The sequence below is a fragment of the Bradyrhizobium sp. NAS96.2 genome, assembly GCF_001908235.1.
GTDB lineage: Bacteria > Pseudomonadota > Alphaproteobacteria > Rhizobiales > Xanthobacteraceae > Bradyrhizobium.
Window position 1 is genome coordinate 1 of sequence record NZ_LGHK01000189.1, and the last position, 12,387, is coordinate 12,387.

A 12,387-nucleotide genomic window follows, 5' to 3' on the forward strand; every position below is an offset into this window, starting at 1 on the left:
CGAGCCTCGGCGACACCTCGACCCTGGCTGATCCCGCCGTGGTCGACGACCTCGTGCACAACCGCCAGAACAAGAAGGGCGCGCCGGCGTAGGCGCCAGCGACAGTATCAAAAACCTAAAGAAGGGCCGCGCGCGATCACCGCCGCGGCCCTTCGCTTTCGTCCCACGTCGCTCGAAAACGCGGTGAAAGCGGCCGTTTCACGGGATTGTCAGAGGCAAGGCGCCATTGCGGCGCGTTTGTGGCCAAGTGTTGTTTTCAGGTCATTTACTTTAATCCGAACTTTTCCTTTTCTGCCCGCCATCAGGACGTGTCTCGCGGCCGGTGTGAAACCACCCGGTTAAGACACGCGGTTAATATTGCGTGCGTGAGACCGGCGGGCCCGGTTTTTTTCAGGGCTCCGCACCTTCGTTTTTGGCTCCCCCACGGGAGCTGTTGGGAAGTGGAGAGGTTGATGTCGATGAAGTTTGCGGTGGCGTTCGCTGCCACCCTTGGTGCCGTTGTTGTGATGTCGCAGACGGCCGAAGCGCGGCCGGAAATGGTCGGAATCCACGCTGACAATTATGAGCCGGGCACCATCGTGGTGAAGACCAACGAACGGCGGCTCTATCTCATTCTCGATTCCGGCCACGCGATGCGCTACCCGGTCGGCGTCGGCAAGTCCGGCAAGCAGTGGGCCGGCACGACCAAGATCGACGGCAAGTATCGCAACCCGGCCTGGTCGCCGCCCGCCGAGGTCAAGCGCGACAAGCCGAGCATCCCGGACGTGATCGCCGGCGGCTCGCCGCGTAACCCGATGGGCGTCGCGGCGATGACGCTGGCCGGCGGCGAATACGCCATTCACGGCACCAACGTGCCGGGCTCTGTCGGCGGCTTCGTCTCTTACGGCTGCATCCGCATGCTGAACACCGACATCACCGATCTCTATTCGCGCGTCTCGGTCGGCACGACTGTCGTCGTCACCCGCTGATCGCGTTCAGCGCTTCTCCGAAAGAAAAGCCGCGCATCAGCGCGGCTTTTTGTTTGCGTCATCGGCGCCGTTGGCGACCACGAGGCGATGGCCTAACGCATGATGAGATTAGGTTGAGCTGCAACGGCGTCGAAAGTTCACCTCTCCCTTGGGAGAGGTCGATTTGCGCAGCAAATCGGGTGAGGGGCTACGGTCCATCGAGAGAGCAAGAGCCCTCACCCGGACCAAGACCGCGCCAAGCCGATTCAATCAAAACTCATCCCGCTCTAACGCGCAAAATATCCGCACCAGCCGAAGCGATGCCCGCCATTGTAGGCGCGGGCATGACCGGCGGCGAGCAGCGCGGCCGAGACATTGTCGGTTTTCCTGGTCGCAACGTCGGCAACGACGCGGCCCTGATATTTGTCGGGGCCGACATTGTAGATCGCGACATCACCCTGGCCGAGCAGATCGCGCAGCGCCACCGTCGCCGCCTGCGCCATTTGCAATTCACGCTGACACGACGCCTTCAGCTCGGGCGCATCGATGCCGCGCAGGCGGACCCGCGTATAGAGATCGGGGCCCGGCGTGAGATGCACCCGCGCCTCGAACGTGTCGCCATCGATCGTCCTGATCACATCGACGCTGTGCCTGGCGTCAGGTGCGCCGGCGCGCTGCCAGATCATTTCGGCGTCGCGCGACCGGCTCAACGACCAATGCGACGGCAAGGGCATCCATTGAGGCACAAATCGGCGGATCGGAAGCATGCTGCCGACGGCGATGCCGAGCACGAACACCCAAGGCAGCGCCGCCGAGACGCGGCGGCCCCAAGGGGACCTGCGGAAGGGCGGTCGTCCCGTCCCACGATAAGGATTTATTCTCTCATATGGGGACATATTCCCAGACTGACTTGAGTCGGGCCGTCAGACAAGACTCTCGGGAGACTCTCAAAAATCCGAGGCGATGCCCTTGGTCTCCCAATCGCCGTAGCGCGTCGGTTCCGGTCCCTTGGGGCCCTGATATTCCTTCGGCCGCGCGGCCACATTCTGAGCGGCGAGCTCCTCGGCGGCCTTGCGCCGCGCCGCGGCTTCGGCGAGCGCGCGCTGGGCTGCCGGCGTCAGCGGCTTGCGCGGCGCGGGTTCCGGTGGCGATGGCGATTTGTCACTCATGGCAAGCTTTCTTGGCAAACTTTCTGCCCGCGAATTTCGTATCCCGGTGTTGGCTCAGTGACGGCATCACGATCACGAAATCCCGCAAGGCGATTCTTACATTTGGCATATTCGCATGCCAGAGGTGTTTTCGAGTTGATGGGCATGAGCCGAATGTAACTCAGCACCTTCGAGATATCTCCGCTCCATGCCCCCTTCAAGATTTGCAGTTCCTGCCGAAGTCCCCGGTCTCGCGGCGCGCCGCATCGCGGCCGATATCCTCGACGGCGTGCTGCACAAGCACCGCACGCTCGACGACCAGCTCGACGGCGCCGGCGCGCATCCCGGCCTGAAATCGCTGGCCGATCGCGATCGCGCGCTGATGCGCCGGCTGGTCTCGACCATCCTGCGCAAGCTCGGCACGCTCGGCCATCTGCTGTCGCGCCTGCTCGATCGCGGCATTCCGACCGATGCGCCGCGCGCGCAGAGCGCGCTCTTGATCGGCGCCGCGCAGATTCTCTGGATGGACGTGCCCGACCATGCCGCGGTCGATCTCTCGGTGCGGCTCGTGCAGTCGGATCGACGCGCGGCGAAATATGCCGGGCTGGTCAACGCCGTGCTGCGCCGCTGCGCGCGCGAGGGCCAGGGCCTGATCGACGAGATCAGCACGCAGACGCTGGACCTGCCGCCATGGATGCTGGCGCGCTGGAACGCGCACTACGGCGAGGCCACTGCGCGCGAGATGGCGCTGGCGCTCGGCCACGAGCCATCACTCGATCTCACGGTGAAGTCGGACGCGGCGCAGTGGGCGAGCCGCCTGCATGGCGAGACCTTGCCGACGGGAACCGTGCGCACGCTGCTGCAGGGTTCCGTCACGATGCTGCCGGGCTTTGCCGAAGGCCAATGGTGGGTGCAGGACGCTGCCGCGGCGCTGCCGGTGCGTCTGTTCGGCGAGATCAAGGGCAAGGCGATTGCGGATCTCTGCGCTGCGCCCGGCGGCAAGACGGCCCAGCTCGCGCTGGCGGGCGCGCAGGTCACCGCGGTCGACCGCTCGCCGGCGCGGGTCGCGCGGTTGCGCGATAATCTCACGCGGCTGGCATTGCAGGCCGACACTGTTGTCGCCGACGCCGCCGAATGGCCCGCCGAGGCCGCAAGCTTTGACGGTATCCTGGTCGATGCGCCCTGCACCTCGACGGGAACCATCCGCCGCCATCCCGACGTCGCCTGGCTGCGCCAGGAAGGCGACATCGCCGCATTGTCGGCGCTGCAGAAGCGGCTGCTGCAAAAGGCCATCCATCTGCTGAAGCCCGGCGGCACGCTGGTCTACTGCACCTGCTCGCTGGAGCCGGAGGAAGGCGAGCACGTGATCGCCGCGCTGCTGGCGAGCGAATCAGGCCTGCGCCGTGCGCCGGTCGAGACAAGCGAGGTCGCCGGCCTCGACGACATCATTACCGCCGACGGCGATCTGCGCACCCTGCCGAGCCATCTACCCAGCGCCGACCCGCGGCTGGGCGGGCTGGATGGCTTTTACGCCGCCCGGCTGGTTAAATCCTGATTTTAAACTTCAGTCCTCTAAGCTCGAAGTGATTCGCGCGGGATCAAGAGGGTGTCTTGTTTATCAAGAAGGTGTCTTGGCCGCGTTTCCGGATTAAATAGGGATTCGTTGAAATTCCCTCCCCGCAAGGTTAGGCGTGTCGGTCGCTCAAAGCAGACGCATCTCGACGCTGATTGCTGGCCGCTTTGCCCGCAGCATGCTCGCACGCGCCAGCGGAAGCACGGTTGCACTGTCGCGGCTGTGGCCCGGCCGCACCGACCGCCTGATCATCGCCCCGCACGATCTGCGGACCGCCGACGCCACCCGCGCTGCCGAGATCTATGCCGGGCGATTCGTGTTCGCCGGCAAGATCGTCACCTGCCACGGCCGCTCGATCTTCGATCTCGAGCCGCCGTCGGAGGATTGGGAGGCCGCCCTGCTCGGCTTCGGCTGGCTGCGCCATCTGCGCGCCGCCGACACCGCGCTGACCCGCGCCAATGCCCGCTCGCTGGTCGATGATTGGATTTCGAATCAGGCCCGCAAGCGGCCGCTGGAGCGGCGCGCCGACGTGCGTGCGCGGCGCGTGATCTCGCTGCTGTCGCAGGCCCCCTTGGTGCTCGGCGACACCGACGGAAAATTCTACCGCAAATATCTGCGTGGGCTGGCGCGCGAGATCCGCTACCTGCGCCACGCGACGCTCGACAATGACGGCGTGCCGCGCCTGCAGGTGTTGATCGCGCTGTGCTACGCCTCGCTCTGCCTCGCCAACCAGGCGCGCAACATCAAGTCGGCGACGCGCAGGCTGTCGGACGAATTACAGCGCCAGATCCTGCCCGATGGCGGCCACATCTCGCGCAATCCCGGCGCGCTGGTCGAACTGCTGAGCGATCTGCTGCCGCTGCGGCAGACCTTTGCCGCGCGCAACATCGCGCCGCCGCCGGCGCTGCTCAACGCGATCGACCGCATGATGCCGATGCTGCGCTTCTTCCGTCACGGCGACGGCAGCTTCGCGCTGTTCAACGGCATGTCGACCGCGCCATCCGACCTCGTCGCGACGCTGCTCGCCTATGACGATACCCGCGGCGTGCCGATGGCGAGCATGCCGCACACCGGCTTCCAGCGCCTCGATGCCGGCAACACCACGCTGATCATCGACACCGGTCAGCCACCGCCGGCGAGCGTCAGCCAGGATGCGCATGCCGGCTGCCTGTCGTTCGAGCTGTCCTCCGGAGTGAGCCGCATCGTGGTCAATTGCGGCATGCCGTCCACCGGGCGCGACAATTGGCGGCCATTCGCGCGCTCCACCGCGGCGCATTCGACGCTGACCTATCGCGACACCTCATCGTGCCAGTTCGTCGAGTTGTCGGCGATGAAGCGGCTGCTGCGCGGCGCGCCGATCACCAGCGGCCCCAGCAATGTCGAGAGCTACCGCGAGGCCGTTCCCGGCGGCGACGTGCTCACCGCCTCGCATGACGGCTATCTCTCCCGCTTCGGCGTGATCCATCGCCGCGTGCTGATGGTCTCCCAGGACGGCACGCGGCTCGAGGGCGAGGATTCGCTGTCGCCGGCGCCCGGCGGCCGCATCAAGGGCAGCGAGGCCGATTTCGCGCTGCGCTTCCATTTGCACCCCTCGGTGAAGGCGAGCCGGCTGTCGGATGCCCGCGGCGTGATGCTGGTGCTGCCGAACCGCGACGTCTGGACCTTCGAGGCGATGGACGACAAGGTCGACCTCGAGGACAGCGTGTTCCTGGCCGGCAATGACGGCCCGCGCCGCACCTCCCAGATCGTGATCCGGCAGGACGCGAGGCAGGCCGCCACCATCCGCTGGTGCTTCGTGCGCTCCTCGACCTCGGCCACCGCCACCAACGCCCGCCGCAACGCCCGCCGCGAGCCGGAACTGCCGCTATAAGACGGCGGAAACGTGCGATCCGCAGCGCGCGGTCCAAAGGACAGCGATCCATCAGACCCGTCACCTCTGAGGTGCGAGCGGAGCGAGCCTCGAAGGGTCGACGGCCACCAGCGGGGCCGTGCGCCCTTCGAGGCTCGCAAGAGCTCGCACCTCCACCGACAAAGGCTTCGCCTTTGCGCGGGGACGACGGGGATGGTTCGGATCACCACCATTTTCCCCGGAATCCGCCGCATGTACCGGTTTCGTACCGCACAAAACCATGCTACCCGGCTGCCTTAACAGCCAAGGATTTTCCGATATGACCGAGCAGCTTCGCCGCGTGACCCGCGCTCTGTTGTCCGTTTCCGACAAGACCGGACTGATCGATTTTGCCAAGGCGCTGGCCGACCAGGGCGTCGAGCTGGTCTCGACCGGCGGCACCGCCAAGGCGATCGCGGCGGCCGGGCTCAAGGTCAAGGACGTCTCCGAGCTCACCGGTTTCCCGGAGATGATGGACGGCCGGGTCAAGACGCTGCATCCGAAGGTGCATGGCGGCCTGCTCGCGATCCGCGACAACAAGGAACACGCCGCGGCGATGGCCGCGCACGGCATTGCGCCGATCGACCTCCTGGTCGTCAACCTCTATCCGTTCGAGGCCACCGTCGACAAAGGCGCCGGCTTCGAGGAGTGCATCGAGAATATCGACATCGGCGGTCCCGCGATGATCCGCGCCGCGGCCAAGAACCATGACGACGTCGCCGTGGTGGTCGAGGCGCAGGACTATCAGTCGGTGCTCGACGAGCTCGCCGCGCACAAAGGCGCGACCTCGCTTGGCCTGCGCCGGCGGCTCGCCGCCAAGGCCTATGCGCGCACCGCGGCCTATGACGCTGCGATCTCGAACTGGTTTGCCGTGCAGCTCGACACCAAGGCGCCGGACTTCCGGGCCTTCGGCGGCAGGCTGATCCAGTCGCTGCGCTATGGCGAGAACCCGCACCAGACCGCGGCGTTCTATGCCACGCCGGAGAAGCGGCCGGGCGTTGCGACCGCACGCCAGCTGCAGGGCAAGGAACTGTCCTACAACAATATCAACGACACCGACGCGGCCTATGAATGCGTCGGCGAGTTCGATCCGCAGCGCACCGCGGCCTGCGTCATCGTCAAGCACGCCAACCCCTGCGGCGTCGCCGAGGGTCCCGATCTCGCGACCGCCTACGCCCGCGCGCTGGCCTGCGACTCGACCTCGGCCTATGGCGGCATCATCGCGGTCAACCGCACGCTCGATGCGGATGCTGCGCGCGCCATCATCGGCATCTTCACCGAGGTGATCATCGCGCCCGACGCGACCGAGGAGGCGATCTCGATCATCGCCGGCCGGCGCAATCTGCGCCTCTTGCTCGCCGGCGGCCTGCCGAACGCGCGCGCGCTTGGCCTCACTGCCAAGACCGTTGCCGGCGGCCTGCTGGTGCAGAGCCGCGACAATGCCGTGGTCGAGGATATGAACCTGAAGGTCGCGACCAAGCGCGCGCCGACCGACGCCGAGCTGCGCGATCTCAAATTCGCCTTTCGTGTCGCCAAGCACGTCAAGTCGAACACCATCATCTACGCCAAGGATCTCGCCACCGTCGGCATCGGCGCCGGCCAGATGAGCCGGGTCGATTCGGCGCGCATTGCCGCGCGCAAGGCGCTCGATGCCGCGGCCGAGCTGAAGCTCGCCGAGCCGCTGACCAAGGGTTCGGTGGTCGCCTCTGACGCGTTCTTCCCGTTCGCCGACGGCATGCTGGCCTGCATCGAGGCCGGCGCCACCGCGGTGATCCAGCCCGGCGGCTCGATGCGCGACGACGAGGTGATCAAGGCCGCCGACGAGCACGGCATCGCCATGGTCTTCACCGGCGTGCGGCATTTCCGGCACTAGCCCATCCCGATGTCGTCCCGGCGAAGGCCGGGACCCATAACCACCGAACTTGCTTGGTGAGGCGCGACTAACCCCAGCGCGCCTTCGATGGATCACGCGGTATGGGTCCCGGCTTTCGCCGGGACGACGGCGGTGAGTTATCTCCGCACCCTTGCCAGCAGCACCAAGCCCACCACGAAGAACACCACCAGCACCGCCATGCCGTACTTCTGGCTCGCGGTCGCTGCCGTAATCGCCCCGATCATGAGCGGGCCGATGAACGACGTCACCTTCCCGGTCAGCGCGAACAAGCCGAAGTATTGCGCGATGCGATCCTTCGGCGCGAGGCGGATCAAAAGCGAGCGCGAGGCCGCCTGCAATGGCGCGCCGGTGGCGCCGATCAGGCAGCCCAGCACGATATAGGCGCGCTCGGCAGCGCCCGCGAACAGCGGACCGCCCGGCACCGGCGGCGCCACCGGGATGAACAGGATGGAATCCTTGTTCACGGTGAGGATCACGACGATCGCAAACAGCAGGATCACAAGACTGCCGGTGATCACACGCTTCGGCCCGAACGCATCGTCGAGCTTGCCGCCGATCCAGCCGCCGAACGTGCCGGCGACCGCCAGGATGATGCCGAAGGTGCCGATCCGGATCGTGTCCCAGCCGAACGTGCCGGCGGCATAGATGCCGCCGAACGCGAACAGCGAGACCAGCCCGTCGGTGTAGATCATGTTCGCCAGCAGGAACCACGCCAGCGATCTCTGCTTCGGCAGGCTCAGCAATGACTCCCTGAGCTCGCGCAGGCCTTCGCCGAGCGCCTCGCGCATCGGCCGCTTTGCCGGATAATCCGGCGTGAACAGGAACATCGGCGTCACGAAGATGATGAACCACAGCCCGGTCAGCGGCCCGGTGATGCGGTCGCCTTCGTGCATGACGGGATCTAGGCCGAACAGCGGCGTGAAGCCGAACAGCGTCTTGCCGGTCTCGGTGTTGGCGGCGAGGAAGCCGAGCACCAGCACGAGGCTAAGGATGCCGCCGACATAGCCGGTGGCCCAACCGGTGCCCGAGAGCCGCCCGATCCGGTCCGGCGGCACCAGGGTCGGCATCATCGCATTGTTGAACACGGTCGCGAATTCGACGCCGACGCTGGCGATCGCATAGGCCAGCAGCAGCATCGGGATGATGTCGGGATTGCCGGGCGTGCCGATCCACATCGCGCTCGATCCGATCACGAGCAGCGCGCCGAACACCGCGATCCATGGCTTGCGCCGGCCGCTGGCATCGGCGATTGCACCCAGCACCGGCGACAACAGCGCGATCGCAAGCCCCGCCGCGGCAGTCGCAAAGCCCCACAGCGCCTGCCCGCTCGCGGCATCGGGCGCGACGAAGCTTGCGAAATAAGGCGCAAACACGAAGGTCGTGATCAGCGTGAAATAAGGCTGCGCGGCCCAGTCGAAGAAGATCCAGCTGATGACCGCGGCGCGACCCGGATAGACTTTGGTGGCGGCGCTCGCTTTACCGGCGCTCGTCTGCATTGTTGCCGTCATCGCAAAAGATATTCCTTAAGCTCAACCACAGGCAGGCTTTTGCCGCTGCAAGCCGCTCCCATATAGCATGGGCCGGTTTGGCTGATACGGCGATGAACAGGGCAGGACATTTCGATGGCGCTGACAGCAACGATGTCGCGGCGGCTGTTTGCCGCTCTCCTGGTGATCGGCATTGCTGCGCCCGCCCTCGGCCAGGTGCAGCGGCGCGCCTACGAGCCCTCAGCCACTGACACGGCCAGCAGCATTCGCGCCGAACACGGCATGGTGGTGGCGCAGGAGAAGCTCGCGGCGCGGGTCGGCGCCGATTTCCTGCGGCAGGGCGGCAACGCAGTGGACGCCGCGGTCGCCACCGGCTTTGCGATGGCGGTGACCTATCCGCGCGCCGGCAATATCGGCGGCGGCGGCTTCATGGTGATCCATCTTGCCGGACGCAATGAAGATATCGCAATCGACTATCGCGAGACTGCGCCGCAGGCCGCAACCCGCGACATGTTCCTCAACGCCGAGGGCAAGCCCGATCCCGACAAGTCGCGCAACTCCGCGCTTGCGATCGGCGTGCCCGGCACGGTCGCGGGCCTCGCGCTGGCGCTGGAGAAATACGGCTCCGGCAAGTTCACACTGGCGCAGATTCTCAAGCCTGCGATTGATCTCGCGCGCGACGGCTTCATCGTCACCGACGATACTGCGGACACGCTGGCGGACATGTACCGCCGCATGTCGCGCTGGCCCAATTCTGCCAAGACCTTCTCGCACGCCGACGGCACACCGCTGCATGAGGGCGACCGCCTGATCCAGGGCGATCTCGCCGGCGTATTGACGGCGGTTGCCGAACAGGGGCCGCGCGGCTTCTACGAGGGCGCGGTCGCCGAGAAGCTCGTCAGCGGAATCAAGAATGCCGGCGGCATCTTCACATCAGAGGATCTGAAATCCTACCAGCCGGTGATCCGTACGCCGATCCGCGGCACCTATCGCGGCTACGACATCGTCTCGATGCCGCAGCCCTCCTCCGGCGGCGTCGTGCTGCTGGAGATCCTCAACATCCTCGAGGGCTTTCAGATGTCGGACATGAAGCAGGGCTCGGCCCCCTCGCTCCATGTCATGATCGAGGCGATGAAGCGGGCCTATGCCGATCGCGCCCGCTATCTCGGCGATCCCGCCTTCGTCGACGCACCGACCAAGCTGCTGGTCGACAAGGACTACGCCGCGAAGCAGCGCGCGACCATCGACCTTGCCCGCGCCACGCCCTGGACCGACGTGCGCAACGCCAAGCAGCCGCACGAGGGCGACAACACCACGCATTATTCCGTCGTCGATGCCGGCGGCAACGCCGTCAGCAACACCTACACGCTGAACTTCCCCTACGGCGTCGGCCTCGTTGCGGAGGGCACCGGCGTGCTGCTCAACAACGAGCTCGACGATTTCACCGCGGCGCCCGGCGCCTCCAACGCCTTCGGCCTGGTCGGCTTCGAGGCCAATCTGCCGGGACCCGGCAAGCGCCCGCTGTCGTCGATGTCGCCGACCATCGTGCTGAAGGACGGCGAGCCGGTGCTGGTGACGGGATCGCCCGGCGGCAGCCGCATCATATCAGCGGTGACGCAGATCATCGTCGACGTGATCGACTACAAGATGGACATCGCAGCCGCGGTCGCCGCGCCCCGCATGCATCATCAATGGCTGCCCGACGAGGTCCGGATCGAGCGCGGCTTTCCCGACGAGGTGCTCGCCGATCTGCGCGCCAAGGGCCACAAGCTGGTCGAGCCGCTCGGCTACTCCTCCGCGAACTCGATCCTCGTCACGACCAATGGTCTGCTCGGCGCGCCCGATCCGCGCACGCGTGGCACGGAGGCTGCGGGATACTAAAGGCGGGTAAGGCCGCCTTTGCCCCGCCTGCAACATCGCGATAGATTGGCGGTCCGCGCAACTCCGGCCGCGGATCGCAAAGTGCCGGTGAAAGATTTCTCCGGGGAACGCGCATGAGCACGGCCGAATCCAAATCGATGGAAGTCGCAGAGATCGAGGACACCAGCCTCCTCGCCTTCTATCGCGACATGAACCTGCAGGAGCGGCGCACGTTCTGGGCCTGCGCGTCGGGCTGGACGCTCGACGGCATGGACTTCATGATCTATCCGCTCGTCATCGGCACCATCATCACGCTGTGGAAGGTCGATGCCGGCACCGCCGGGCTCGCCGGCACCGTGACGCTGCTGGCCTCCGCGATCGGCGGCTGGCTCGGCGGCTATCTCTCCGACCGGATCGGACGGGTGAAGACGCTGCAGCTCACCATCATCTGGTTCTCGTTCTTCTCGCTGGTCTGCGCCGTGGTGCAGAATTTCGACCAGCTCCTGATTGCCCGCGCGCTGCTCGGCCTCGGCTTCGGCGGCGAATGGGCGGCCGGCGCGGTGCTGATCGGCGAAGCGATCCGGCCGCAATATCGCGGCCGTGCGGTCGGCTCGGTGCAGTCGGGCTGGGCGGTCGGCTGGGGCCTTGCGGTGCTGGCGCAAGCGGTGCTGTTCTCGATTCTTCCAGCGGAAAACGCCTGGCGCTGGATGTTCGTGATCGGCGCGCTGCCGGCGCTGCTGGTGTTCTATCTGCGCCGCTATGTCACCGAGCCGGAAATATCGGCCGCGACGATGGCGCAGCAGCAGGCATCCGGCAGCGGACCCGCCGCGCTGTGGGAGATATTCCAGGGACCGATCCTGAAGACCACGCTGCTGGCCTCGCTGGTCGGCACCGGCATGCAGGGCGGCTACTACGCCATCACGTTCTGGGTGCCGCGCTTCCTGACCACCGAGCGCAAGCTCTCGGTGGTCGGTTCGACCGGCTATCTCGCGACGCTGATCATCGGCTCGTTCATCGGTTATCTGGTCGGCGCCTGGCTCGCGGATCGCATCGGCCGGCGCAATCTGTTCCTGATCTTCTCGCTCGGCGCCATCGCGGTCGTGCTGCTCTATACCCAATTGCCGCTCTCCAACGAGGTGCTTTGGGTGCTGGGCTTCCCGCTCGGCTTCTTTGCCTCGGGCTATTTCTCGGGCATGGGCGCGTTCCTCACCGAGCTCTACCCGACCCGCCTGCGCGGCTCCGGCCAGGGCTTCTGCTACAATTTCGGCCGCGGCGTCGGCGCGCTGTTTCCGTTCCTGGTCGGCGCGCTGTCGACCACGACGACGCTCGCCAACGCGATCGCGATCTTCGCGGTTGCGGCCTACGCCGTGTTCTTCATCGCCGCCTACGCGCTGCCGGAAACGCGCGGGCGTGTGTTGCATGCGGGTGGGTAGATGCTGAGGTAGCGCAATGATCGCGCGGCTTGCTCCACTCCGCCTCTCCCCTCTTGTCCGCCGAAGCCTTGGCGAAGGCGGATGTGGGAGAGGCCGGATTGCATCGAAAGATGCAATCCGGGTGAGGGGTTGCGGTCTCTCCATGCGGTGCGCCGTG

9 protein-coding genes are annotated in these 12,387 nt (G+C 66.2%); 6 read left to right on the plus strand and 3 right to left on the minus strand.

The window, feature by feature from the left end; translation table 11 throughout:
• The first annotated feature begins 452 nt into the window (after positions 1–452).
• Positions 453–968, plus strand: a complete 516-nt coding sequence (locus tag AC628_RS32475; RefSeq protein ID WP_074130831.1) for a L,D-transpeptidase — start codon at positions 453–455, stop codon at positions 966–968.
• 266 nt (positions 969–1,234) lie between these two features.
• Here the strand turns inward: AC628_RS32475 and AC628_RS32480 are convergent, their stop codons facing one another.
• Both AC628_RS32480 and AC628_RS32485 read right to left on the minus strand, forming a co-directional pair.
• The gene (locus AC628_RS32480; RefSeq protein ID WP_210190290.1) at positions 1,235–1,843 is read right to left on the minus strand and encodes a thermonuclease family protein; all 609 of its coding nucleotides are present in this window, start codon (positions 1,841–1,843) and stop codon (positions 1,235–1,237) included.
• A 51-nt stretch (positions 1,844–1,894) separates the two neighbouring features.
• Positions 1,895–2,116, minus strand: coding sequence for a DUF1674 domain-containing protein (locus AC628_RS32485; RefSeq protein ID WP_074130833.1), 222 nt, complete (start codon positions 2,114–2,116; stop codon positions 1,895–1,897).
• Positions 2,117–2,303: 187 nt separating this feature from the next.
• Between AC628_RS32485 and AC628_RS32490 the strand changes: the two genes are divergently transcribed.
• The 3 genes from AC628_RS32490 (at position 2,304) to purH (ending at position 7,429) form a co-directional block, all read left to right on the plus strand.
• Positions 2,304–3,650, plus strand: a complete 1,347-nt coding sequence (locus AC628_RS32490; protein WP_074130834.1) for an RsmB/NOP family class I SAM-dependent RNA methyltransferase — start codon at positions 2,304–2,306, stop codon at positions 3,648–3,650.
• Between the two features lie 136 nt (positions 3,651–3,786).
• Positions 3,787–5,538 carry a heparinase II/III family protein gene (locus AC628_RS32495; protein WP_074130835.1) on the plus strand — a complete coding sequence of 584 codons (1,752 nt, stop codon included), beginning with the start codon at positions 3,787–3,789 and terminating at the stop codon, positions 5,536–5,538.
• Positions 5,539–5,836: 298 nt separating this feature from the next.
• Positions 5,837–7,429 (plus strand): bifunctional phosphoribosylaminoimidazolecarboxamide formyltransferase/IMP cyclohydrolase, encoded by a 1,593-nt coding sequence (gene purH, locus AC628_RS32500; RefSeq protein WP_074130836.1) that lies wholly within the window; start codon positions 5,837–5,839, stop codon positions 7,427–7,429.
• 137 nt (positions 7,430–7,566) lie between these two features.
• Here the strand turns inward: purH and AC628_RS32505 are convergent, their stop codons facing one another.
• The gene (locus AC628_RS32505; RefSeq protein ID WP_074130837.1) at positions 7,567–8,946 is read right to left on the minus strand and encodes an MFS transporter; all 1,380 of its coding nucleotides are present in this window, start codon (positions 8,944–8,946) and stop codon (positions 7,567–7,569) included.
• A 144-nt stretch (positions 8,947–9,090) separates the two neighbouring features.
• On the opposite strand from AC628_RS32505, the gene ggt reads away from it, so the two are divergent.
• Positions 9,091–10,818: a gamma-glutamyltransferase gene (gene ggt / locus AC628_RS32510; protein ID WP_502689800.1), complete on the plus strand. Its 1,728-nt coding sequence runs from the start codon at positions 9,091–9,093 to the stop codon at positions 10,816–10,818.
• Positions 10,819–10,931: 113 nt separating this feature from the next.
• Positions 10,932–12,230: an MFS transporter gene (locus tag AC628_RS32515; protein ID WP_074130839.1), complete on the plus strand. Its 1,299-nt coding sequence runs from the start codon at positions 10,932–10,934 to the stop codon at positions 12,228–12,230.
• Positions 12,231–12,387: the final 157 nt, after the last annotated feature.

What these genes read in the sequence shown, in the direction of transcription:
- AC628_RS32490 (WP_074130834.1), top strand. Translation starts at nt 2,304, where the DNA reads ATGCCCCCTTCAAGATTTGCAGTTCCTGCCGAAGTCCCCGGTCTCGCG.
- purH (WP_074130836.1), top strand. Translation starts at nt 5,837, where the DNA reads ATGACCGAGCAGCTTCGCCGCGTGACCCGCGCTCTGTTGTCCGTTTCC.
- AC628_RS32475 (WP_074130831.1), top strand. Translation starts at nt 453, where the DNA reads ATGTCGATGAAGTTTGCGGTGGCGTTCGCTGCCACCCTTGGTGCCGTT.
- AC628_RS32480 (WP_210190290.1), bottom strand. Translation starts at nt 1,843, where the DNA reads ATGTCCCCATATGAGAGAATAAATCCTTATCGTGGGACGGGACGACCG.
- AC628_RS32485 (WP_074130833.1), bottom strand. Translation starts at nt 2,116, where the DNA reads ATGAGTGACAAATCGCCATCGCCACCGGAACCCGCGCCGCGCAAGCCG.
- ggt (WP_502689800.1), top strand. Translation starts at nt 9,091, where the DNA reads ATGTCGCGGCGGCTGTTTGCCGCTCTCCTGGTGATCGGCATTGCTGCG.
- AC628_RS32505 (WP_074130837.1), bottom strand. Translation starts at nt 8,946, where the DNA reads ATGCAGACGAGCGCCGGTAAAGCGAGCGCCGCCACCAAAGTCTATCCG.
- AC628_RS32515 (WP_074130839.1), top strand. Translation starts at nt 10,932, where the DNA reads ATGAGCACGGCCGAATCCAAATCGATGGAAGTCGCAGAGATCGAGGAC.